At 67.5% G+C, this 23,398-nt stretch carries 22 protein-coding genes; 8 read left to right on the top strand and 14 right to left on the bottom strand.

The window, feature by feature from the left end; all coding sequences use genetic code 11:
* Window positions 1-253 precede the first annotated feature (253 nt).
* Complete coding sequence (locus JYG37_RS25655; protein ID WP_050013367.1) at window positions 254-523, top strand: hypothetical protein; 270 nt, start codon at window positions 254-256, stop codon at window positions 521-523.
* A 155-nt stretch (window positions 524-678) separates the two neighbouring features.
* Window positions 679-1,671, top strand: coding sequence for a DedA family protein/thiosulfate sulfurtransferase GlpE (locus JYG37_RS25650; protein ID WP_050013368.1), 993 nt, complete (start codon window positions 679-681; stop codon window positions 1,669-1,671).
* A gap of 55 nt (window positions 1,672-1,726) precedes the next feature.
* Here JYG37_RS25650 and JYG37_RS25645 read toward each other — a convergent pair whose 3' ends face one another.
* The 7 genes from JYG37_RS25645 to JYG37_RS25615 all read right to left on the bottom strand — a co-directional run bounded on the left by JYG37_RS25645 (window position 1,727) and on the right by JYG37_RS25615 (window position 9,608).
* Window positions 1,727-3,193: an OprD family outer membrane porin gene (locus JYG37_RS25645; RefSeq protein ID WP_050013492.1), complete on the bottom strand. Its 1,467-nt coding sequence runs from the start codon at window positions 3,191-3,193 to the stop codon at window positions 1,727-1,729.
* A gap of 168 nt (window positions 3,194-3,361) precedes the next feature.
* Window positions 3,362-4,381 carry an ABC transporter ATP-binding protein gene (locus tag JYG37_RS25640; protein ID WP_050013369.1) on the bottom strand — a complete coding sequence of 340 codons (1,020 nt, stop codon included), beginning with the start codon at window positions 4,379-4,381 and terminating at the stop codon, window positions 3,362-3,364.
* Window positions 4,378-5,370, bottom strand: coding sequence for an ABC transporter ATP-binding protein (locus JYG37_RS25635; RefSeq protein WP_089489888.1), 993 nt, complete (start codon window positions 5,368-5,370; stop codon window positions 4,378-4,380). Before JYG37_RS25635 ends, JYG37_RS25640 begins: the two co-directional genes overlap by 4 nt.
* A 2-nt stretch (window positions 5,371-5,372) precedes the next feature.
* Window positions 5,373-6,275 (bottom strand): ABC transporter permease, encoded by a 903-nt coding sequence (locus tag JYG37_RS25630; RefSeq protein WP_050013371.1) that lies wholly within the window; start codon window positions 6,273-6,275, stop codon window positions 5,373-5,375.
* A gap of 13 nt (window positions 6,276-6,288) precedes the next feature.
* The gene (locus tag JYG37_RS25625) at window positions 6,289-7,227 is read right to left on the bottom strand and encodes an ABC transporter permease subunit (RefSeq protein WP_050013372.1); all 939 of its coding nucleotides are present in this window, start codon (window positions 7,225-7,227) and stop codon (window positions 6,289-6,291) included.
* Window positions 7,228-7,237: 10 nt separating this feature from the next.
* Window positions 7,238-8,851 carry a peptide ABC transporter substrate-binding protein gene (locus JYG37_RS25620; RefSeq protein WP_213346154.1) on the bottom strand — a complete coding sequence of 538 codons (1,614 nt, stop codon included), beginning with the start codon at window positions 8,849-8,851 and terminating at the stop codon, window positions 7,238-7,240.
* A 178-nt stretch (window positions 8,852-9,029) separates the two neighbouring features.
* Entirely contained in the window at window positions 9,030-9,608 is a 579-nt protein-coding gene (locus tag JYG37_RS25615; protein WP_011548888.1) for a cupin domain-containing protein, read from the bottom strand.
* 496 nt (window positions 9,609-10,104) lie between these two features.
* On the opposite strand from JYG37_RS25615, the gene JYG37_RS25610 reads away from it, so the two are divergent.
* Together JYG37_RS25610 and JYG37_RS25605 are read left to right on the top strand one after the other, a co-directional pair.
* The gene (locus JYG37_RS25610; RefSeq protein WP_050013374.1) at window positions 10,105-11,622 is read left to right on the top strand and encodes a peptide MFS transporter; all 1,518 of its coding nucleotides are present in this window, start codon (window positions 10,105-10,107) and stop codon (window positions 11,620-11,622) included.
* A gap of 120 nt (window positions 11,623-11,742) precedes the next feature.
* Window positions 11,743-11,949 carry a hypothetical protein gene (locus JYG37_RS25605; RefSeq protein ID WP_050013375.1) on the top strand — a complete coding sequence of 69 codons (207 nt, stop codon included), beginning with the start codon at window positions 11,743-11,745 and terminating at the stop codon, window positions 11,947-11,949.
* Between the two features lie 40 nt (window positions 11,950-11,989).
* Here the strand turns inward: JYG37_RS25605 and JYG37_RS25600 are convergent, their stop codons facing one another.
* The 3 genes from JYG37_RS25600 to JYG37_RS25590 all read right to left on the bottom strand — a co-directional run bounded on the left by JYG37_RS25600 (window position 11,990) and on the right by JYG37_RS25590 (window position 14,756).
* A complete protein-coding gene (locus tag JYG37_RS25600; RefSeq protein WP_089489889.1) occupies window positions 11,990-13,114 on the bottom strand; it encodes an OpgC domain-containing protein in 1,125 nt (374 codons plus the stop codon).
* Window positions 13,115-13,532: 418 nt separating this feature from the next.
* Entirely contained in the window at window positions 13,533-14,432 is a 900-nt protein-coding gene (gene rarD, locus JYG37_RS25595; protein ID WP_213346153.1) for an EamA family transporter RarD, read from the bottom strand.
* A 27-nt stretch (window positions 14,433-14,459) separates the two neighbouring features.
* Window positions 14,460-14,756 (bottom strand): acylphosphatase, encoded by a 297-nt coding sequence (locus JYG37_RS25590; RefSeq protein ID WP_050013378.1) that lies wholly within the window; start codon window positions 14,754-14,756, stop codon window positions 14,460-14,462.
* 152 nt (window positions 14,757-14,908) lie between these two features.
* On the opposite strand from JYG37_RS25590, the gene hpnA reads away from it, so the two are divergent.
* Both hpnA and JYG37_RS25580 read left to right on the top strand, forming a co-directional pair.
* Window positions 14,909-15,916, top strand: a complete 1,008-nt coding sequence (gene hpnA, locus JYG37_RS25585) for a hopanoid-associated sugar epimerase (protein ID WP_011353724.1) — start codon at window positions 14,909-14,911, stop codon at window positions 15,914-15,916.
* A gap of 108 nt (window positions 15,917-16,024) precedes the next feature.
* Complete coding sequence (locus JYG37_RS25580) at window positions 16,025-17,422, top strand: phage tail protein (RefSeq protein WP_124594306.1); 1,398 nt, start codon at window positions 16,025-16,027, stop codon at window positions 17,420-17,422.
* Window positions 17,423-17,542: 120 nt separating this feature from the next.
* Here JYG37_RS25580 and JYG37_RS25575 read toward each other — a convergent pair whose 3' ends face one another.
* A complete protein-coding gene (locus JYG37_RS25575; RefSeq protein WP_089489891.1) occupies window positions 17,543-18,730 on the bottom strand; it encodes a glycosyltransferase in 1,188 nt (395 codons plus the stop codon).
* Window positions 18,731-19,133: 403 nt separating this feature from the next.
* On the opposite strand from JYG37_RS25575, the gene ispH reads away from it, so the two are divergent.
* Window positions 19,134-20,075: a 4-hydroxy-3-methylbut-2-enyl diphosphate reductase gene (gene ispH / locus JYG37_RS25570; RefSeq protein WP_050013381.1), complete on the top strand. Its 942-nt coding sequence runs from the start codon at window positions 19,134-19,136 to the stop codon at window positions 20,073-20,075.
* 12 nt (window positions 20,076-20,087) lie between these two features.
* Entirely contained in the window at window positions 20,088-21,248 is a 1,161-nt protein-coding gene (hpnH, locus tag JYG37_RS25565) for an adenosyl-hopene transferase HpnH (protein WP_012339213.1), read from the top strand.
* Window positions 21,249-21,402: 154 nt separating this feature from the next.
* Here hpnH and JYG37_RS25560 read toward each other — a convergent pair whose 3' ends face one another.
* From JYG37_RS25560 to JYG37_RS25550, 3 genes are all read right to left on the bottom strand, one after another.
* The gene (locus JYG37_RS25560; protein WP_050013382.1) at window positions 21,403-21,663 is read right to left on the bottom strand and encodes a hypothetical protein; all 261 of its coding nucleotides are present in this window, start codon (window positions 21,661-21,663) and stop codon (window positions 21,403-21,405) included.
* Between the two features lie 169 nt (window positions 21,664-21,832).
* On the bottom strand, window positions 21,833-22,312 hold the full coding sequence (locus JYG37_RS25555) for a hypothetical protein (protein WP_124653324.1): 480 nt from the start codon (window positions 22,310-22,312) through the stop codon (window positions 21,833-21,835).
* 223 nt (window positions 22,313-22,535) lie between these two features.
* A complete protein-coding gene (locus JYG37_RS25550) occupies window positions 22,536-22,913 on the bottom strand; it encodes a hypothetical protein (protein ID WP_124639696.1) in 378 nt (125 codons plus the stop codon).
* Window positions 22,914-23,398: the final 485 nt, after the last annotated feature.

Below are 23,398 nucleotides of genomic sequence, written 5' to 3'. Positions count from 1 at the left end.
CGCGGCGCAGCGCGTGTCGCCGCCCGCGCCGGCGTGGCCGCGAACGCCGTTCGGGTACCGGTTCCGACCGGCCCCGATGCGGCGCAGACGCCCGCCCGGCGCGGCTCAAACATCAGAAGGATCGGTGGTGTAACCCTCTTTTCATCCCCACGAAAATGCTCCGTGTCGCGGCCCGTTCGCGTTAAACTGCGTCAAGCTGTATTCAACAAAGACATCTTTGCCGCTACGGCACCACGACACGAGGATAGGTTCGATGCGCACTACCGGCTCATCCGGGGCAATGACCCTGCTCACCGAACACGACGCGGCCGACGGCCGCGAACTGCGCTCGCTCCGGCTCGAGGCCACGGCCGACGGCAAGAGCGTGCTGCTGATCGAGGTCGACGAACGCAAGCCCGGCATCCACCGCGAGGTCCGCTACGAGATCACCCCGGCCGAACTGATCGCGGCGATCCGCTCGCACGGCGCCGAGTTGCCCGGCGAAAACCACGGCGCCGCATCGCTCGCCCGTACGCCTTCCTGATTCCGAACGGTGAGCCGCGTGCAACGCGTCGGCTCACCCACATCTCCCTGCCGCCGTCAGGCGCTTTTGCGTCATTCCCGCCGCTGTGTTGAAAAAGGCCGATAATCGGTCCATCTGCGTTTCCCGCCCACGCGTTTCCTTTTCGGCCAGCCGTCATGCTCCGTGACCTCGTCGCCCAGTACGGGCCGCTTCTCGTGTTCGCCAACGTACTCGCGGCGGCCATCGGCCTGCCGGTGCCGGCGATGCCGACGCTCGTGCTGTTCGGCGCGATGTCCGCGATGCATCCGGCGATGATCGGCTCGCAGCTCGTGACGGTCGTGGTGATGTCCGTGCTCGGCGCGCTGATCGGCGACACGGTCTGGTACGTGGCCGGGCGGCGTTACGGCGGCACGACGCTGAAGACGATCTGCCGGCTGTCGCTGTCGCGCGATACCTGCGTGAAAAAGACCGAACGCTTCTTCGGCCGCTACGGCGTGCGCGTGCTCGCGGTCGCGCGCTTCATTCCGGGCTTGTCGCTGGTGTCGGTGCCGATGGCCGGTGCGCTCGGCACGCGCTATCGCACGTTCGCCGGCTACGACGCGCTCGGCGCCGCGCTGTGGACGATCGTCGGGCTGGGCGCCGGCCTCGTGTTCTATCGGCAGATTGACTGGCTGTTCGCCGGCGCGAGCCGCCTCGGCCGCGCGGTGCTGCTGGTCATCGTCGCGCTGCTCGCGATCTATGCGGCCGTGCGGTGGATGCGCCGCCGTGCGCTGATCCGCCAGCTCGCGAACGCGCGGATCGGCGTCGACGAGCTCGACGTGCTGCTGCGCGACGCCACCGCCCCGGTAGTGCTCGACGTCCGCTCGCCCGAGCATCGCAAGCTCGACCCGTTCACGATTCCCGGTGCGCAGTTCGCCGACGAACGCCAGATCGGCGACATCGTCGCGCGCTATCCGCTCACGCAGAAATTCGTCGTGTATTGCTCGTGCCCGAACGAAGTGACGGCCGCGCTGATGGCGAAGCGCCTGCTCGATGCAGGCTTCACCGATGCGCTCGCGCTGCGCGGCGGCCTCGATGCATGGCGCGATACGGGCCGCCAGCTCACGTCGCTCGTGGAAGAGATGCCCGCCGCGAACGATTCCGTGGCGGGCTGGCACAAGCCGGCGTGATCGCACCGATCGCAGGCCGGCCCGTACGACACCGGGGACGTGCGTCCCCGTTCGATCAGAACGCGTGCAGCGGCAGGTTCACGACCAGACGGTACTCGGTGTTCGTCGCGTCCGAGTAGTGTGCCGAGCCGTTGTGCCACATCGCGATGAACGTGACCTTCGTGTTCTTCAGCTTGCCGCTCTGGAACGTGTACGACGGGATGAAGCCGAACTCGTGGTGACGGCCCTGCACCGGCGCGCCGTTGCTCCAGTAGATGCTCGACTTGCTCGGGTCGTTGGCCGCGCCCGCGCTGCCGTCCGCGCCCCAGCCCGTCACGCCCCACACCATCGCCTTGAAGCCCGGCAGGCCCGCTTCCTTCCCGTAGAACGTGTAACGCAGCTGCAGCGATTTTTCGTGCGGCGCGTTGTAGTCGACGTCCATCGAGTTGGTCAGGAAGATGCCGTTCGTTTCGTTCAGGTAGTCGAAGAACTGATCGCCGAGCACGTGCTGGAAGCCGAGCAGCAGTTCATGCGGGCCGTGCTGCGCGGCGAGCGACAGGCTGTACGCGTTGTTGTTGATCTTGCCCTGCAGCGCATCGCCCGTGTCGTGCGTCGAATAGACGTTGCCGAAGCCGGTCCACTTGATCGTCTGCGGGCTGCCGATGCTGTGCTTCACCGACGCGTAGTACTGGTGCCACACGTCGTCGGCCTGGTTCGCGTACAGCGCGACTTCGCCGTTCGGCGAGTAGTCCCACGTGCCGCCGACGTACGACAGGCGATTGATGCGCGTGCCGCCGTACTGCGTCGTCAGATTCGTGAGCGTGGTATGGCCGCGCGCGTCGGTCTTCGTGAAGCTGCCGGCCTCGAGCATCACGTTCTTGAATTCATTGCTGACGAGCGTCGCGCCGAGGAACGTCGGCGGCAGCGCGCGGTTGTCGTGCTGCTCCATGAACGGGTTGTCGACGGCCTGCAGACCGTACTTGACCACCGTGTTCGAGATGCGCGCCTTGATGTCGTAGATACCCGGGTACGCCCACGCGAGCTGGTTGCCGCCACCGCCGCCCTTCGCGATGTGCACCATGCTGCCGGCGCCCTGGCCGCCGTCGAGCTTCAGCGCCGCATACAACGACGCGTCGAAGCCGATCCCGATCAGGCCGGTCGTGTAGCCCGATTCGAAGTTCGCCATCGCGCCCTGGACCCACGCATGACGATGCGGCCCGCCCTTGTTGTCGAGCACGTCCGCATAGTTGCGGAACAGGAAGTCGAGATGGCTGTCGGCGATGAAGCCGTTCGATTTCGACTGCGCCGACGGCTCGTCGGGCGGCGTGACGGCCTGGGTCGCCTCGGCGTTGATCACGGCGTTCGGGGTCGTTGCCTGCGCAACCGACGTGCCCGACGCGGCGACCGGTGCGGCCTGCGCGACCGTCAGCGGCGCCGCGTCGTCGGCGTGCGCGACACCCGTCAGCGAGACGCCGGCGAGCGCCGGCAGCCCCCATGCAAGCAGCATCTTCGATGCCGTCCCGATCCTCTTCTGCTTTTTCATCGTAATCATTCTCGTCTTGTGTTGATATCGTCCACGCCGGTTGCGATCCGCTTCCAGCCCCCCGGCGAGCCCGGCTAAGGACGCGCCTGTACCCGCGGCGCGAAGATCGTTCGCGCCGCACCTACCCCTGTTGACCTGCCTTGGTTTTGTTTGCTGCGTTACTTCACATCACGCCGCGCCCGCGCGGATGCACGCGACGCGCGCCGCCGACCCCTGCCGCACTTCCGGCAGCGGCACGTCCTGCGCGCACGCGTCGATCGCGACCGGACAGCGCGTGCGGAACGCGCAGCCGGACGGCGGGTTGAGCGGCGAGGGCATCTCGCCCGCCAGCAGCATCGGACGGCGAGCACGCTCGCGCGCCGGCTCCGGCGTCGGCGCCGCATCGAGCAGCGCCTTCGTGTACGGGTGTTGCGGCACGCCGTACACGTCATGCCGCGTGCCGAACTCCATCACGCGGCCGAGATACATCACGAGCACGCGCTGGCTGATGGCCTTCACCACCGCCAGGTCGTGCGCGACGAATAGATAGGACAACGACAGTTCGCGTTGCAGATCGCGCAGCAGGTTCACGATCTGCGCCTGGATCGACACGTCGAGCGCCGATACGGGCTCGTCGCAGATCACGAGCTTCGGCTCGCCGATCAGCGCGCGCGCGATGCCGACGCGCTGGCACTGCCCGCCGGAAAATTCATGCGGATAACGCAGCAGGTGATGCGCGTTCAGGCCGACGCGTTCGAGCATCGAGATCACGCGGCGGCGCACTTCGGTCCGGCCGAGGCCCGGCTGGTGCGTGACGAGCGGCTCGGCGACGACCTGCTCGATCGTCATGCGCGGATCGAGCGATGCGAGCGGATCCTGGAAGATCATCTGCACTTCGCGCCGCATCGCGGTGCCGCGCAGGTGATCGGGCGCCACGGCCTGGCCGCGCCATTTCACGGTGCCGGCCGTCATCGGCACGAGGCCGATCAATGCGCGCGCGAGCGTCGATTTCCCGCAGCCCGATTCGCCGACGAGCCCGACCGTCTCGCCGCGCTTGACGTCGAACGACACGCCGTCGACCGCGCGCAGCGTGCCCTTCGGCGACCACGGATAGCCGCCGAGCGGCACGCGGAAATGCACTTTCAGATTGTCGACGGACAGCAGCGTGTCGTCCGTCGCGCCGGCTTGGCGGCGTTCATCGACGCTCATCGCAGACCTCCCGTCAGATCGGCCAGGGGCCGGTGGCACGCGCGCACCGCGCCCGCGGCGCCATAGGTTTCGAGCGCCGGGCGCTCGGCGCCGCAGCGTTCTTCCGCATACGTGCAGCGCTTCGCGAACGCGCAGCCGGCCGGCGCGGTGCCGGGCATCGGCGGGTTGCCGGGAATCGCGACGAGCGGCGCATCGTCCGCGTCGGTCAGGCGCGGCAGCGCGTTGAGCAGCCCGATCGTGTACGGATGCGACGGCGCCGCGAAGATCGATTCGGCCGGCGCATATTCGACGGTGCGGCCCGCGTACATGACCATCACGTCGTCGGCGAGGCCGGCGACCACGCCCATGTCGTGCGTGATCAGCACGATCGCGGTGCCGCGCTCGCGGTTCAGCTCGCGCAGCAGGTCGATGATCTGCGCCTGCACGGTCACGTCGAGCGCGGTGGTCGGCTCGTCGGCGATCAGGATTTCCGGCTCGGACAACAGCGCCATCGCGATCATCACGCGCTGGCGCATGCCGCCCGAGAACTCGTGCGGATACATGCGGATGCGGCGCGCCGCATCGGGAATGCGCACCGATTCGAGCGCCTCGATCGCGCGCTTGATCGCTTCCTTGCGCGACAGCCTGCGATGCAGCTGCAGCGTCTCGGTCATCTGCCGTTCGATCGTCAGGAACGGATTGAGCGACGTCATCGGGTCCTGGAAGATCATCGCGATGCGATCGCCCCGCACCGCGTTCAGCGCGCGCGTATCCATGTCGAGCAGGTTGTCGCCGCGGTAGCGCGCGGCGCCGGTCGTCGTGCCGTTGCCGGCCAGCAGGCCGAGCAGCGCCATCACGGTCTGGCTCTTGCCCGAGCCCGATTCGCCGACGATGCCGAGCGTCTTGCCGGCTTCGAGCGAGAACGACACGCCGTTGACGGCGTCGATCGGCGGCGCATCCTTGCGCGTGAAGCGCACGCCGAGGTTTTCAACTTCCAGTAGAGCAACCATCTTCAGCGATCCTTCGGGTCGAGCGCGTCACGCAGGCCGTCGCCGACGAAGTTCACGCAGTAAAGCGTCACGCACAGCATGACGGCCGGGGCGAGCAGCAGCCACGGCATCGATTCCAGTTTCTGCGCGCCGTCCTGGATCAGCACGCCCCAGCTCGTCATCGGCTCCTGCACGCCGAGGCCGAGGAACGACAGCACCGATTCGGTCAGCACGATGTTCGGCACCGAGACCGTCGCGTACACGACGACCACGCCGAGCAGGTTCGGCACGACGTGACGCAGCACGATCGATGCCGGCGACACGCCGATCGCGCGCGCCGCATCGACGAACTCGCGATTGCGCAGCGACAGCGTCTGGCCGCGCACGACGCGCGCCATGTCGATCCACGAGAACGCGCTGATGGTCAGCACGACCAGCATGAACGAGCGGCCGAACAGGGTCATCATCAGGATCGCGATCAGCAGGTACGGGATCGCGTACATCATGTCGACGACGCGCATCATCACGGAATCGACGCGGCCGCCCGCGAAGCCCGCGGTCGCGCCCCACGCGACGCCGAACAGGCCCGACACGAGCGTGCCGAGCAGGCCGACCTCGATCGATACGCGGCCGCCGATCAGCGTGCGCACGAGCAGGTCGCGGCCGAGCTCGTCGGTGCCGAACCAGTGCTGGTTCGCCCAGGTCGGCGGCAGGCTGATCGACGCCCAGTCGCTCGCGGCGGGATCGGCCGCGAGCAGCCACGGGCCGACGAAGCAGGCGAGCGTGATCAGCACGAGCAGCGCGAGGCTGAACAGCGCCGCGCGGTTGTGAAGGAAGCGCGCGAACGCGAGCTCGAGCGGCGAGCGCGAATGCGGCGGCGAATCGGTCTGCACGGGCAGGCCGACGACGGGAGTGGTCGGAGTCATCGCTGTGCCTCGCTCAATAACGGATACGCGGATCGAGCCACGCGTACGCGAGGTCGACCAGCAGGTTGAACAGCACCGCGAAGACGGTCGTCATCACGACGAGGCCAAGCACCAGCGTGTAGTCGCGGTTGATCGCGCCGTTCACGACGAGCTGCCCGACGCCCGGCAGCGCGAACACCGATTCGGTGACGACGGCCGCGGTGATCGACGTGATGCAGACCGTGCCGAACAGCGACACGACCGGCATCAGCGCGGGCTTGAGCGCGTGGCGCAGCACGATCGTCGAGCCCGGCAGGCCCTTCGCGCGCGCGGTGCGGATGTAGTTGCTCGACAGCGTCTCGATCATCGAGCCGCGCATCACGCGCGCGAGCAGCGACACGTTGATGAGGGTCAGCAGCGCGATCGGCAGCAGCCGGTACTGCCAGCCGCCGTCGCCCCAGCCGCCGGCCGGCAGCCAGCCGTTGCCGGCCGACGTCTTCAGCAGGATCGCGAAGATCCACACCATGACGGGGCCGAGCACGAACGGCGGCACGACGTTGCCGAAGTTGCCGATCAGCATCACGAAGCGGTCGATCACGCTGTCGCGGCGCACGGCCGCGACGGTGCCGAGCAGCACGCCGAGCACGATCGAGATCGGGATCGACACGCCGCCCACGCCGAGGCTCACGGGCAGCGCCTTCTTCACGAGATCGTTCACCGACCAGTCGACGTAGCGGAACGACGGGCCGAGATCGCCGTGCAGCAGCGAGCCGAGATACAGCAGGTACTGCTTCCACAGCGGCTCGTCGAGGTGGTACTTCGCGTTCAGGTTCGCGAGCGTCGCGGCGGACAGCTGCTTCTCCGTATCGAACGGGCCGCCGGGCGTGAAATGCAGCAGCAGGTAGCAGACGGTGATGACCGCGAGGATCGTCGGCACCGCCCACAACGTGCGCCTCAATGCGTAGGCCAGCATGATCGCTCCGTCAGTGCTTGATCAGGTACATGTCCTGCGAAGCACGCATGTCGATCACGTTCTTCAGCGAATAGCCGCCCACGTACGACTTCACGAGACGGTCGGCCGAGTACTGGAACAGCGGCACCATCGGCGTGTCCTTCATCGCCATGTCGTGTGCCTGCGTGAGCAGCGCGGTGCGCGCGTTGTCGTCGAGCTTCTGGTTGCCTTCCTCGACGAGCGCGTCGACCTGCTTGTTGCAGTAGCCGACGGTGTTCTGCGAGCTGCCGCAGCGGATCAGGTCGAAGAACGTCATCGCGTCGTTGTAGTCGGCGAACCAGCCGTCGCGCGCGATCTGCACCTTGCCGTCATGCCGCTGCTTCATCAGCACCTTGAACTCGACGTTCTCGAGCTTCGTGGTAATGCCGAGCTTCGTGCGCCATTCCGATGCGGTGAACAGCGCGACCTTCTTGTGCAGGTCGTTGGTGTTGTACGTGAGCGTGAACGACAGCGGCTTCGCGTCCGAATAGCCGGCCTGCTTCAGCAGGTCCTTCGCGGTCGCGATGCGCTTGGCCATCGGCCACGACGCCCATTCCGGCGTGAACGGCTGCACGCCCTTCGTGCCGTTCGGCATCAGCCCGTACATCGGCTTCTCGCCGGCCTGCGTGAGCTTCGACGTCAGCACGTCGCGATCGATCACCATCGACAGCGCCTGGCGCACGCGCTTGTCCTTCAGCGCCGCGTCGCTGTTGTTCAGGAAGTAGTAGTAAGTCGCGAGCTGCAGGCCCGGGCGCAACTCGGCGCCGAACTGCTTGCTGACCTGCTGGAAGATGCCCGACGGAATCGAGTAGCTGTAGTCGATCTGCCCGGCCTGGTACATGCGCATCGCGGTTTCGTCGCTTTCGATCGGCAGGTACGTGACCTTGTTGATCACGACCTTCGGCGCGTTCCAGTACTTCGCGTCCTTCGCGATCACGATGCGGTTGTTCGGCTGCCAGTCGACGAGCTGGTATGCACCGTTGCTGACGAGGTTGCCCGGGCGCGTCCATGCATCACCGAACTTCGCGACCACGTCCTTGTTCACCGGCACGAGCGGCGCCATCGCGGTCAGTTCGGGGAAGAACGCGACCGGCACGTCGGTCGTCACTTCCAGCGCGTACGGATCGACGGCACGCACGCCGAGCGTCGACGGCGCGGCCTTGCCCGCGATGATGTCCTTCGAATTCTTGATGAACTCGACGAGGATCGTGTACTTCGAGCCCGTCTTCGGATCGACGAGGCGCTGCCACGAATAGACGAAATCGGCGGCCGTCACCGGCTGGCCGTTGCTCCACTTCGCGTCGTGGCGAAGCTTGAAGATCCATGTCTGCGGCGTCTTGCGCTCCCACGACAGCGCGACGCCCGGCACGACCTGGCCGGCCGCATCGATGCGCGCGAGCCCTTCGAACAGGTCGAGGCCGATCGTGTTGCCGGTCCACGATTCGATGTGCGCCGGGTCGAGCGACTCGACTTCGGCCGGCACCTGTCGCGTCAGGTCCTGTTGCGGAGCGAGCGCGACGTTCGACGGAACGGTTGCGGCGTGGGCGACGGGCGTCGTCAGGGCGAGCGCGGCCAGCACGGCCGACATGGCATGCAAGGATTTCATCGTGGCAGTCTTGAGAAGGTGGTTCGGTGGGCGTCGCGCGGCGGATGCCGCGGCTTACGCGTGAGACGCTGACGGGGGCAGCGATTGAGGAGGCCCGTGATTCTCGTATTGCATGTTAGTATTCCTTACATTTCTTTCGACAGGTATCCCGTCGAAGAAACGAAGGAATACCCGTGCGTTAGAACAGTCGCGGCGTACCGACCCAGACCACCACCGACTCGATCTTCGCGGTGTTGACCCAGCTGTGCGGGACCGTCGACTGATAGTGCGAACTGTCGCCGGCCTGCAGGACGAACGTCTTGCCTTCCAGCGTCAGCGACACTTCCCCTTCAATCACGTACAGGAACTCCTCTCCTGCATGTGTCGTCACCTCGGACCGTTTCTGCCCCGGCGGCATCCTCACGAGGATCGCCTCCAGCTGGCGCCCTTCGGACACGTTCGTCAGTCGCGCGAACAGGTTCGCCGAATCCGCAAACCCGAAGAAGCGCAGCTGATCGCCTCGGCACACCGAGCGTTCCTCGCTCGGCGTATCCACGAAGTACTGCACCGTCACGCCGAGCGCGTGGGCGATACCGGCCAGCGACGTCAGTGACGGCGACGCGAGCCCGCGCTCGACTTGAGACAGAAACGGCTTCGAAATCCCCGCGGCGGTAGCGGTGTCGTCGAGCGTGCGCTTCAGACGTTGGCGCAACGCGCGAATCTTGCTGCCCAGTGCGACAGCGTCTGCCGATCGCGAGTTTTCAGTGGGGGGAACCATAGCAGGCCGAAAAGTGGTCGTCAAAAAATGTTTGATGGAAAGTAACTAAGTTAATTCGAGATAGCTTAATCTTCGGGTTCGCCCCCGTCTTCGGCGTTGAGCCCGGTGCACTAAACAGGGCCCGAAGCGAGCGAAACGACGCGCTATCTTGCCAGACTCGCAGCCTTCACAGGCAAGCTGCAAGCGGCTCTCCGGGAATTTGCGGAGAACCGGCGTCAAGCTTACAAGTAGATGATGAGACAAATGTTCCTGAAAGCTGCTGCCATATCGGGAGTTTCCCTAAGTGGCGCGGACCCGACGCACCGGACCGGCAAACGTTACCATTCGCGCGCCGGTCGGGGCCGCGCTCCGCCTTCCCAGGTGGAATCCGTCCCCGGCCCGAGCTAACCGCTCGACTGCTCCATCGCCGATGCCAGCCTACCCGGCCACAGTGCTCCGGCGCCAGTTCGACCTTAAGGCGACGCGCGATCCGCGCCGTCCGTTTCAAACGAGATTGATGATGCACGCACCTGTTTCACAGACCCGATCGTTTACGACGGTCTTCCTCATCGAAATGTGGGAGCGCTTCGGCTACTACGGCATGGCCGCGCTCCTGGTCCTCTTCATGGTCGACCGGCTCGGCTTCACCGACAGCCACGCGAACCTGACCTGGGGGGCCTTCACCGCACTCGTCTACGCCGCGCCGTCGATCGGCGGCTGGATCGGCGACAAGGTGCTCGGCGCCCGCCGCACGATGATCATCGGCGCGGCCGTGCTGTGCGCCGGCTACCTGATGCTCGCGGTGCCGAACGATCAGCTGACGTACATGTACGCGTCGCTCGGCGTGATCGTCGTCGGCAACGGCCTGTTCAAGGCCAACGCGGCGAACCTCGTGCGCCGCATCTACGAAGGCGACGACGCGCGCATCGACAGCGCGTTCACGATCTACTACATGGCGGTCAACATCGGCTCGACGGTGTCGATGCTCGCGACGCCGTGGATCAAGGATCACTGGGGCTGGCACACCGCGTTCGCGGTCTGCTGCGGCGGCATGCTGCTCGCGATCCTGAACTTCATGCTGATGCACCGCACGCTCGCGCACGTCGGCTCGCAGCCGGACGACCAGCCGATCCGCTGGAAGCGCCTCGGTGCGGTCGCGGCCGGCGGCGTCGCGCTCGCGCTGGTCACGCTGTACGTGCTGCAGCACAAGCAGCTCGCGGTCGCCAGCGTGTGGGCGGCCGCATTCGCGATCCTCGCGATCTTCGCGTACATGATCGCGAAGTCGGAGCGCTCGGAGCGCGCGGGCCTGATCGCGGCGCTCGTGCTGATCGGCCAGGTGATCCTGTTCTTCATCTTCTACGTGCAGATGTCGACGTCGCTGACGCTGTTCGCGCTGCGCAACGTCGACCCGCGCTTCATGCTGTTCGGCACGACGCTGTTCACGTGGAGCGCCGCGCAGTTCCAGGCGCTGAACCCGATCTGGATCATGCTGCTGAGCCCGGTGCTGGTGTGGGTCTACAACGCCGTCGCGAAGGGCGGCCGCGACCTGCCGGTCGCCGCGAAGTATGCGCTCGGTTTCGGCGCGGTCGCCGCCGGCTACCTGGTGTTCACGATCAGCGGCCGCTACGCGGTCGACGGCCGCGTGTCGTCGTGGTTCATGGTGTGGGGTTACGGGCTGTACTCGCTCGGCGAGCTGCTGGTGAGCGGCCTCGGCCTCGCGATGATCGCCCGCTACGTGCCGGCGCGCATGAGCGGCTTCATGATGGGTGCGTATTTCGTCGCGACGGGCGTGTCGCAGTATCTGGGCAGCGTCGTCGCGAACTTCGCGCAGATGCCGTCGCACGAGCTGCCGGCCACCGAATCGCTGCCGCTCTATCTGTCGCTGTTCGAGAAGCTCGGCTGGCTCGCCGCGATCGGCATGCTGCTCGCGCTGCTGCTGCTGCCGCTGATGAACCGCCTGTCGCGCCAGCATCAGCGCTGCACGGACGAGCGCCGAGAAGAAGCGCTGCAGGCGCAGGCCGCCGCCGCGCAGTAAGTACTATCCCTCGGCGTGCGGCGTGCACGCCACATTCTCCCGCCGGAAACGCGAACGCGTCCTACACTGGTTGCAGGCAACGCATCCGCTTCCCGAGATGCGCACTGGCGGGAGAACCCGATGAAAAGCAAGACGACGCGGCTGTTGAGGATCCTGTCGGACATCCGGCACGCGCAGCGCTGCACCGCGATGCGCGCCGCCCGGGCCGCGGCCGAAGCCGACGCGGTGCTCGCGGAGCGCGACGACCCGGCGCCGGACGAACGCGACGACGCCGAAGCCGACGACGCCACCGCCACGCCCCGCTCCCGTATCGGCTCACCTCACTGACGCCGCGCGGCGCCTGCCGCGCCGCCCTTCTTGCGCGCGCCTACGCCGCCGCGCCGCGCCATCGCGCGATCCACGTCCCCGAACCGGCCACCGCCATCATCAGCCCGACCGCGCACGCGTCGGCCACAAGGCCCACGCCGACATGCCGCAGATCGGCGCTGCCCGCGACCGGATGCAGCAGCGAATCGATCACGAGCGAGATCGCCGCACCCGCGACGAAGCAGATCAGCCCGCGCTGGCCAACCGCCACGACGGGCCGCACGCCCTGCGCGATCCGCGCGATCCAGCCGAAGCGCACGCAATCGGCCATCAGCCACGCGATGGCCGCGAAGCTCACGACGCGCGGCAGCGCGAGATCGCGCTTGAGCACGCCTTCGGGCGCCGGCAGCCCCGAGAACAGCTTGTAGCTCGCGCAACCGAGCACGATCGCGCACGCGAGCCCGGTCGCCGCCGCGCCCCAGCGGCCGAGCGCGACGCGCCGGTAGAACGGCTGGGAGCGCGCGAGCACGCCAGCGACGAACATCAGTTGCCACGCGAACGGGTTGAAGCTCCAGCGGAAGCCGTCGGTGTCCAGCAGCTCCGGGCCGAGCCAGCCCGCCGCGAGCCACGACGCGACGCTCAGCGCGACGAGCAGCCACGGACGGCGCCGCGCGAACGGCACCAGCACCGGCGACGCGAGCGCGAACAGCACGTACATCGGCAGCACCGACGCGAGATACGGCTGGCGCTGGAACGTCAGCAGCTCGGCCGCCCCCGTCAGCGGCGACGCGAGCATCACGCTGACGTCGTCGAGCGCGAGGTTCGGCGCATCGATCCCGTAGTGATCGAGCACCGCCGACACGACGAGCATCAGCGTCGACGTCGCGAGAAACGCGCGGTAGATCTGCATCGCGCGTCGCACGAACCGCTGCTGCGCGGCGCGCGCGCCGTGCCGCTCGGCGATCGCGCCGTACGCGCTCGCGGTCGCGAAGCCACCGAGGAACACGAACACCTCGGCCGCATCGCACAGCGCGAATGCGTGCAGCGTCACGCGCGACAGCACGCTCGCGCCGATGTGATCGACGACGATCATCAACAGCACGAGCCCGCGGAAGAAGTCGATTTCGATCAGGCGGCCGCTGCGCGACGGCTGCGCCGTGGCGGCATGCAGCGGGCTCAACGACATGAGCGCACCTGCACGGCGGCGGTGCGACGTGCACCGGGGAAGGGAGCGGGAGAAAGACGGCGAGCGCGATCGGCGACGATACGCGTATGCCCGTATCGTGCCAACCCGGCCGACTTGGCAGGGAGGTGACCGTTCAATGAAAAGCCGGATACGAAGGGAAGTCGATCAGATCAGTCTAATGGCCGATCAGGGGCGACCCTAAGTAACAAAATGCAACTGAATCTTCTCTTCGATTACAAGCGTGAGCGTGGCGCGGCGAAGCAGGCAGCGTCGCCAGATTCGCGTCAGCGCGGCGTCAGTCGGCGGTCAGTATCGACGGATTCGAGAGGACGTGGCAGCGGAACGAACGCGGTTCGACGGCCGGACGATGCGCGATGCGCGGCACGTTCCGCACGGCCCGCGCATCGCGACGATGCGCTTAACCGCGCGCGGGCAAGCGCCGCATCAGCATCGCGCTGTGCCATGCGGTGAGCGCGACGGCGACCCAGATCGGCCCGTACGTCGCGAGCTGCGAGACGCTCAGCGTCTCGCCGAGCAGCAGCAGCGACACCACGACGAGCAGCACCGGCTCGACGTAGCCGAGAATCCCGAACAGCGCCATCGGCAGCATCCGGCTCGCCTTCAGGTAGCTCGCGAGCGCGAGCGTGCTGAGGAGGCCGAGCCCCGGCAGCAGCGCGGCCCACAGCAGCGGATGGCCGGCGACGCGCGTCGCGCTCGTCGCGACCATCGCGAACGCGATCGGGCACAGCAGCACGATCTCGATCGCGAAGGCGGCGAGCGAATCGGCGTTGATCCGCCGGCGCAGCACGAAATACGGCGGATAGCCGAGCGCGACGACGAGCGTCGGCCATGCGAACGCGCGCGTCGCCCACACTTCGTGCGCGACGCCGCGCGCCGCGCCCGCGACCGCCGCCCATTGCAGCGGGTCGAGCCTTTCGTGATAGTAGAAGCGGCCGACGAGCACCATCGTCAGCGGCAGCAGGAAATAGCCGAGCGACACTTCGAGCATGCGGCCATGCAGCGGCGCCCACAGGAACAGCCACAGCTGCACGCCGAGCAACGCCGCGCTCACCGGCAGCGCGACCAGCAGGCGCCAGTCGCGCGCACTGCGCCGCGCGAGCTCCACGAGCGCCGGCCAGCGACCGCGCAGCGCGATCAGCGCGAGCGCGCCCGGCGCGGTCCACACGATGCGCCACGCGAAGATGTCGAGCCCCGTGAGCGGCGCGAGCAGTTTCGCGTAAGCCGACATCAGCGCGAACAGCGTCGACGCCATCACCGACAGCAAGAGGCCGCGCCCGGCTTCCGGATACCCCGTCATATTGTTGTGTGTCCCTTCGCGTGCCGCTTACTGCTGCTGGAAACGCTCGAAGCGCTTCTCGGTCGGCCGTTCCTCGAACGTCACCTCGGTCACGCGCGCGGCAGGCGGCCCGTGACGCAGCCACGCGAGCATCCGGTCGATCTGCGCGCCGGGGCCCTGGATCATCGCCTCGACGGTGCCGTCCTCGAGATTCGCGACCCAGCCGCGCAGCTTCAGCGCATGCGCTTCGCGCACCGTCGCATGACGAAAGCCGACGCCCTGCACGACGCCGCGCACCCGCACGTAGTAGGTCTCGATCCGTTCGTCCAGTTCATTGCGGCTCATCGCGTCGCCCTCCCGTTGCATTCAAGCCCGGCATTGTAGTCGCGTCGGCCGCTTCGCACACGCGCCGGCCGGGCGTCGCCGCGCGCGCCGACCACGTACAATCTCGCCGATGCTCAACCGCCGCGCCGCCCGCGCGGCCCCGAAGGAAACGCATGACTGATACTTCCCGCGATCTCGTTCTCGTCACCGGCGCGTCCGGTTTCGTCGGCTCGGCCGTCGCGCGCATCGCGCAGCAGAAAGGCTATGCGGTGCGCGTGCTGGTGCGCCCCACCAGCCCGCGCACGAACGTCGCGGATCTCGACGCCGAGATCGTCACCGGCGACATGCGCGACGAGGCGTCGATGCGCGCCGCGCTGCGCGGCGTGCGCTACCTGCTGCACGTCGCGGCCGACTACCGGCTGTGGGCGCCCGATCCCGACGAGATCGAGCGCGCGAACCTCGAAGGCGCGGTCGCGACGATGCGCGCGGCCCGCGCGGAAGGCGTCGAGCGGATCGTCTATACGAGCAGCGTCGCGACGCTGAAGGTGACGAGCGCCGGCGATCCGTCCGACGAGAATCGGCCGCTCACGGCCGAGCAGGCGATCGGCGTCTACAAGCGCAGCAAGGTGCTCGCGGAGCGCGCGGTCGAACGGATGATCGCCGACGAAGGGCTGCCGGCCGTGATCGTCAACCCGTCGACGCCGATCGGCCCGCGCGACGTGAAGCCGACGCCGACCGGCCGCATCATCGTCGAGGCCGCGCTCGGCAAGATTCCCGCGTTCGTCGACACGGGGCTGAACCTCGTGCACGTCGACGACGTCGCGCACGGCCACTTCCTCGCGCTCGAGCGCGGCCGGATCGGCGAGCGCTACATCCTCGGCGGCGAGAACCTGCCGCTGCAGCAGATGCTCGCGGACATCGCGCAGATGACGGGCCGCAAGGCGCCGACGATCGCACTGCCGCGCTGGCCGCTGTACCCGCTCGCGGTCGGCGCCGAAGCGGTCGCGAAGTTCACGAAGAAGGAGCCGTTCGTCACCGTCGACGGGCTGCGGATGTCGAAGAACAAGATGTATTTCACGTCCGCGAAGGCCGAGCGCGAGCTCGGCTACCGTGCGCGCCCGTATCGCGAAGGGCTGCGCGATGCGCTCGACTGGTTCGGCTCGGCGGGCTACCTGAAGTAACACAAAGCGGCGCACGTCGCGCCGCTTTGCGCACTTTGTTACACGTCGCGCACGGACCGGCATCGGCGCAGCGGTTAAAATCGCGGGTCTTACGCAGAGAAGACACGCATGAACCTGAACGATCAGATCGCTTCGCTCGCCACGGGCGTCGATCAGCTCCTCCACGATCACCACGCCGCCCAGCAGGCGGCACGCAGCGCGGAAGCCTTCGCGCGCGCCGCGGCAGCGGAAGCCCGGGCCGCGGCCGAGCGTCACGCGGCGGCGGAAGCCGAAGCGCAGGCGGCCGCGCAGCGCCACACGGCCGCAGCCGCCGACGCCGAAGCCGCGCAGCGGCGTCATGCCGACGCCACCGCCGCCGCCGAAGCGGCCGCCCAACGTCATACGGATGCCGCCACGCAAGCCGAAGCCGCTTCGCAGCGCCATGCGGAAGCCACCGCGCTGACCGAAGCGCTCGCGCAACGTCACGCGGATGCCGAAGCCGCGTCGCAGCGCCACGCGGCGGCGATCGCCGAAGCCGAGGCCGCCGCGCAGCGTCATCACGCCGCGGCGACCGAAGCCGAAGCGGCCGCGCAACGTCATGCCGCGGCGACTGCCGAAGCGGAAGCCGCCGCGAAGCGCCACGCGGAAGCGACCGCCGAAGCCGAAGCCGCCGCGCAGCGCCACATGGCCGCGATCGCCGAGGCCGAGGCGCTCGCCCAGCGTCATACGCAAGCGCTCGCCGACACGCAGGCCGCCGCCCAGCGTCACGCCGACGCAACCGCCGAGGCCGAAGCCATCACACGGCGTCACGCCGAAGCGATCGCCCAGGCCGAAGCCGCCGCGCAACGCCACGCGGAAGCGACCGCCGCAGCCGAAGCGATCACGCAGCGCCATACCGAAGCGATCGCGCAGGCCGAAGCGGCCGCGCAGCACCACGCGAAGGCGATCGCCGACGCCGAAGCGCTGGTCGAGGCCGTCGTCAAGGAAGCCGCGACGAGCGCGGTTGCCGTGACGGCCGATGTCGTCGAGCCGTCCGTGGCGGCGCAAGCGTCGGTGAACACGACCGCGCTGGCGGCGGAAACGGTGGAAACGATCGATGTGGTCGAAGTCGCCGACGCCCCGGCCAATGCCGAGACCGCGCCGATTCCGACGACGCAAGCCGAAACCGCGGTTGAAGCCGACACCGCTGCCGCGCCGGCCGACAAGGCGACGCTGCACGTCGCGCGCCCGTCCCAGAACGAACTCACGCTGACCATCAACGGCCAGTCGATCACGCTGCATCCGGAGCAACTGGGCCAGCTGATCGAGGAACTCGCGCACGCCCGCGCGTCGATGCAGCCGGAGCCGCCGCCCGGCATTCCGGCAGGCTGGCGTTTCGTGACGACGAAGAACCCGATGATGGCCGTGCAGAAGCAGGCGAACGGCGACCGCCTGCTGGTCGCCCGCCACACGGGCTACGGCTGGGTGCCGTTCACGTTCTCGCCGGACGTCGTGATCCAGATGTACATGATGCTGACGCAGCGGTAAGCACGCGCATCGGCCGGAAACCGGCCAAAAAGCAAACAGCCCGGATCGGCTAGCGTCGATCCGGGCTGTGTGTTTTCAGCGTTCCGGTTGATCGGGACGGCCGGCCTCCGCCGGCGTGGGTCAACGCTCCACCGGCGCCTGCACGCGCGCCTTCCACTGGCCGCCCTTGCCGCGCCAGTAACGCCACGCGGACGCGAACGTCGCGCCCACATAGAACAGCGCGACGAGCGGCAGGGCAGGCGCCCACAGCGGCGAGCGCCGGTAGTAGCGCAGCATCGGCGCATACGCGGCGCACATCGACGCCCACGCGAGCCATGCCGGCCACGCGCGCGCACCGTAGGCGAGCGCGACGACCGGCGGCACCAGATAGATGATCGTCATCCCGAGCAGCGTGCCGGCCAGCAGCAGCGGCGAATAGTGCAGCTGCGTGAACGCGGTGCGCGCGATCATGTTCCAGATGTCGCGCCAGCTGTCGTACGGGCGCAGCGACACGCTGCGGTCGGCGAGATCGAGCCGGATCGGATGGCGGCCGCTGCCGCGATGCTTGATCTGCGCGGCGAGGCTGCAGTCGTCGATCAGCGCGCCGCGAATCGATTCGATGCCGCCCGCTTCCTCGAGCGCCGTGCGCTTCACGAGCATGCAGCCGCCGGCGGCGCCGGCCGTCCGGTTGCGCGGGTTGTTGATCCACGAGAACGGGTACAGCTTCGCGAAGAAGAACACGAACGCCGGAATCAGCGCCTTTTCCCAGAACGAGTCGCAGCGCAGCCGCACCATCAGCGACACGAGATCGCGCTGCTCGGCCTGCGCGCGCGTGACGAGTTGCGCGACGGCGTCGGACGGATGGCCGATGTCGGCATCCGTCAGCAGCAGGTAGTCGGCCGGCAGGCCGAGCGTCTGCACCGCCGCGATTCCCTGCGACTGCGCCCACACCTTGCCCGACCAGCCGGCCGGCAGCGGCTTCGCGCTCAGCACCGTCAGCCGGTCGGCGCGGTTGATCGCGAGCGCGGCCGCGCGGGCCGCGTCGGCGGTGCCGTCGTCGCTGTGGTCGTCGACGATGATCAGGTGGAAGTCGCCCGGATAGTCCTGCTCGAGCAGCGAAGTCGCCGCCCGGGCGATCACGTCGGCTTCGTTGCGCGCCGGCACGACCGCCACGACGGCCGGCCAGCCGGCCTCGGCCGCCGCGCCGCGCGCGTCGGGCGGCAGCGGCCGTGCGGGCTGCGCGCGCCAGAAGCCGCCGCGCGCGACGAGCAGCACGATCCAGATCACCAGCGACAGGCCGGACACCAGGAAAGCGATCGCGAGCATCATCGGCCTGCCTCCTGCCGCCCGCCGGCTCGTTCGGTAGAAATAAGGGTCCGGAACAAAACGCCCGACGCCGCACGGGCGGACGGGCAATACGCGTGAGAATCGACGGTCATCGAATGGCCTTGAAATGAGCGCGATGGCGGGCAGCCGGAGCGGCCGCCCGCGAAACCGCGCAGTTTACCGGGTTCCGCGCGCGCCAGCGCCGACGCGGCTCTCCCGCAATTGCAACGGTGTCGACACGGCACCGAAGCACGGACGGCCCGATAGGGTTAAAATGCGCGATTAATTCGGGGTTCCGGGGCCTGGCCGGCCGGTTCGTTCCTGCCTTCATAACATCAAGCCGGGGCGAGCAAGCGCGTGCCAAGCGCCTCGAACCCCGGCGTCTGTCGTCGGAGTTCGCTCACTTATGCGAGTCATCCTTGCCCAGCCCCGCGGCTTCTGTGCGGGGGTTGTCCGTGCGATCGAGATCGTCGATCGCGCGCTGCAACAGCACGGTGCGCCGGTCTATGTGCGTCATGAGATCGTGCACAACCGGCATGTCGTCGAAAATCTGCGTAATAAAGGGGCACGATTCGTTGAGGAACTCGACGAGGTGCCGCACGGCGCTGTCGCGATCTTCAGCGCGCACGGTGTCGCCCAGACGGTCGAGCGCGACGCGCAAACGCGCGGGCTCGACGTGCTCGACGCGACCTGCCCGCTCGTCACGAAAGTGCACGTACAGGGCCGCCAGTACGTCGCGGCGGGCCGCCGGCTGATCCTGATCGGCCACGCGGGCCACCCGGAAGTCGAAGGCACGATCGGCCAGATTCCGGCCGAGGTGATCCTCGTGCAGAGCGAAGCCGAAGTCGATACGCTGACGCTGCCCGTCGATACGCCGGTCGCGTACATCACGCAGACCACGCTGTCGGTCGACGACACGCGCGGCATCATCGAAGCGCTGCAGCGCCGGTTCACCGACCTCGTCGGCCCGGACACGCGCGACATCTGCTATGCGACGCAGAATCGCCAGGCCGCCGTGCGCGAGCTGAGCGAACAGGTTGACGTGCTGCTCGTCGTCGGTGCGACGAACAGCTCGAACTCGAACCGCCTGCGCGAGATCGGCACCGAAAGCGGTGTACCGAGCTATCTCGTCGCCGACGGCTCGGAAGTGAAGGCCGAATGGTTCGCGGGCGTGCAGACGGTCGGCCTGACCGCCGGCGCGTCGGCGCCCGAGGAAATGGTCGAGGATGTAATCGGCGCGCTGCGCGCGCTGGGGCCCGTCGATGTCGCGACGATGGCGGGCCGTGAAGAAAAAGTCGAATTCAAGTTGCCGGCGAAGCTCACGCAAGCTGTCGCCCGCGAAGTTTAAGGAGGACATCCCTTGTCTATTCCGCTGCTCCAGCAAGTCCGTGTCGGCGCCTACATCGTGCGCCAGCACCTGTCCGGCAACAAACGCTATCCGCTCGCGCTGATGCTCGAGCCGCTGTTCCGCTGCAACCTCGCGTGCAACGGCTGCGGCAAGATCGATTATCCGGATCCGATCCTGAACCAGCGCCTGTCCGTCGAGGAATGCCTGCAGGCCGTCGACGAGTGCGGCGCACCCGTCGTGTCGATCGCCGGCGGCGAGCCGCTGCTCCACAAGGAGATGCCGGAAATCGTCAAGGGCATCATGAAGCGCAAGAAGTTCGTGTACCTGTGCACGAATGCGCTGCTGATGGAAAAGAAGATGGACGACTACCAGCCGAGCCCGTATTTCGTCTGGTCGGTCCACCTCGACGGCGACAAGGAAGCGCACGATCACTCGGTGTCGCAGGAAGGCGTGTACGACAAGGCCGTCGCGGCGATCAAGGAAGCGAAGCGCCGCGGCTTCCGCGTGAACATCAACTGCACGCTGTTCAACGATGCGGTGCCGGAACGCGTCGCGAAGTTCTTCGACACGCTGGGCCCGATCGGCGTCGACGGCATCACCGTGTCGCCGGGCTATGCATACGAGCGCGCGCCGGATCAGCAGCACTTCCTGAACCGCGACAAGACGAAGAACCTGTTCCGCGAAATCCTGAAGCGCGGCGAAGGCGGCAAGCGCTGGTCGTTCAGCCAGTCGTCGCTGTTCCTCGACTTCCTGGCCGGCAACCAGACGTACAAGTGCACGCCGTGGGGCAACCCGGCGCGTACGGTGTTCGGCTGGCAGAAGCCGTGCTACCTGGTCGGCGAAGGTTACGTGAAGACCTTCAAGGAACTGATGGAAACGACGGAGTGGGACAACTACGGCGTCGGCAACTACGAGAAGTGCGCGGACTGCATGGTCCACTGCGGCTTCGAGGCCACGGCCGTGATGGACACGATCTCGAACCCGCTGAAGGCGCTGCGCGTGAGCCGCAAGGGCATCAAGACCGACGGCCCGTTCGCACCGGATATCTCGATCGCGAAGCAGCGTCCGGCCGAATACGTGTTCTCGCGTCACGTCGAGATCAAGCTCGAGGAAATCCAGCGCGCCGGCAAGGGCAAGCTGCAGAAGCCGGCGAAGTCGGCAACGGCCGCTTAAGCAGCGCGGTGAGCCGCGCGGAGGGTCGAGCCTTCGCAGCGGCCTGGGATCGAAGAAGCGCCACGGAGTTCGCTCCGCGGCGCTTTTTGTTTTGGCGGACGCCGCGTGCCGCATTGCGCTCACGCGCCTGCGTGCGGCGGCGAACGTCGGTTGCCTAGCTGCGCGACTCCGCCGCGGCGATCAGTTGCCACGCGGTCGGCCCCGGATCGAGCAGCGGGTCGGACGGCGGATCGAGATCGTGCGGATGCGCGTCCTCGGACGGCAGCATCTGCCATTTCGCAATGCCGATTTCGTCGCCGCACACGGTGCATCGATAGATGCCCGCCACTGTCACCTTGCTGCCCGGCGGCAGATTCTCGCTGAATGCGCGGCCACTTCCGCACGTGAAGTAGCCGCCGCTCCTGTATAGCGCCATCGCTCCTCCTGACCGAAACGAATGCGTTCGCGTCGACACGCACGATCGCCGCAAACGCGAGGATGGATCCTCGTCGCCCGGCCACGCCGGGTTCCAGTCGTGTCATTAGACGGCGCGCGGCCGCGCGATGGAATCGGACGGGTATGAAACGCGGCCCGCGGCCAGCGATTCAATGCAGAACGGCCGGCGCCCGCATCTTCGCCGCCGCCTGCGCGACGATCCCCGGCTGTTCGGCGGAAGCGAACGCGCAGACGTGACGCCACAGCTCGGCCAGCCGATGCCGCGTGAGCGTCGCGACGCATGCGTCGTTCGCGGCGAGCACGCGTTCGAGCACCGCGCATTCGTCGTCGTGCAGCGTCCATGCACCGCTTCGCGCGGCGCGCGCCACGCTCGCGTCCAGCACGCGCTCCGCGTCGACGCACAGGTCGATGGTCGCGTCGGGAGAGACCGCATCGTCGAGCGCGAGGAACACCAGATACACGCTCGTGCGCAGCCTCATCAGCAGCGTTTCGCTACCGTGCTCGCCGCGCAGCGCGACCAGCGCCATGTGGCATTTCAGCGAGATGTCGCGTGCATGCGCGGGCGGCAGCGGCAGCAGCCATTCGCGCGTCAACGGCGGATGGCGACGGCCTTTCCGGGCAGCCTTCATGATCCGCCCTCGCTCGCGCTCGCGTCGTCCGCCGTCGCCCCGGACCGCGCATCGCCGCATGCAACCGCGCACCCGCCCGCGTCGCGCAGGTCGTCCGCTCGGCGTCGCATGCCGTGCACATCGGCGCGCCGCCGTGCCGCGCACGCGTGCGGCGGCCTGCGTATCGCCGACGCACGCCACCCGCCGAGCAATCGGTCAGCGCATGCCATGTTCGTCTCCTGCGTCAAAACGTGTTGTCGCCCTTCAGGTAGTACGCGGTTTTCACGAAGAACGCCTTCACCGGATGGCCGCTCTGCACGTCGCGGGCCGCCCGCGCTCGCATCGCGGCTTTTTCGTCGGGCCACCGGTTGGGCACCGGGTTGTACACGCGCTCGAGCGCACGTTGCATCGCGAGCGGATAGTTCTGGTTGCCGGCCGTCGTCGCGCGATAGCCGGCACGCGTCATCTGCATCAGCTGCACATCGGTTTCGGCACGCGCCGCCGACCAGGTCAACGGCGCGGCATGCGAAGTGTCGGCGACGCCGATCGTCTGCGCGAAGCTGACGGCCGGCAGCGCAGCGAGTGCGCAGGAAAGAACGGCAACGGGAACGAGGGATCGCATAATGGCCTCCGGATGGTTGTCCCCGCATCGATCCAGCATCGATGCGTTGAAATCATCGTATGTCGGGCCGCATCCCGCTTGAATAGCCGAATCCGCAATTGTTATTTTCAGCCGCGCATTCAGCGTGCGAACTGCGTCATTCGCGTATCCGTTCGAAATGGAATTTCTTTATTTCATTCAACGATCTGATCGGACTTTTACCGGCGATCCGGTGGGACGCTCACCGCGCTCTTTCAATTTCCGAAATGACGTGTTGCCGACGGAAATCCGGCCGGCGCGCCTGCGCACAAGGCTTGGCGTGTTATCGCGCACACGGATACCATCGAAGCGATCGAGTCGGATCAGCCGATTCTTCTGATGCAGGACAAATCACTCGCATCGGCCTGCCGGATTGAGACGCGACGCAATCCGCAAGGACGCGCGATAATCACGCATCGACCGTTTCGCACGGCATCCCAGGCATTTTCATTTTTAATCGAGTCTTC

Origin of the sequence: Burkholderia sp. LAS2, from assembly GCF_018417615.1 — a bacterium.
In the GTDB taxonomy this organism is placed as follows: Bacteria; Pseudomonadota; Gammaproteobacteria; order Burkholderiales; family Burkholderiaceae; genus Burkholderia; species Burkholderia sola.
This window is presented reverse-complemented; position numbering and strand designations above follow the sequence as displayed.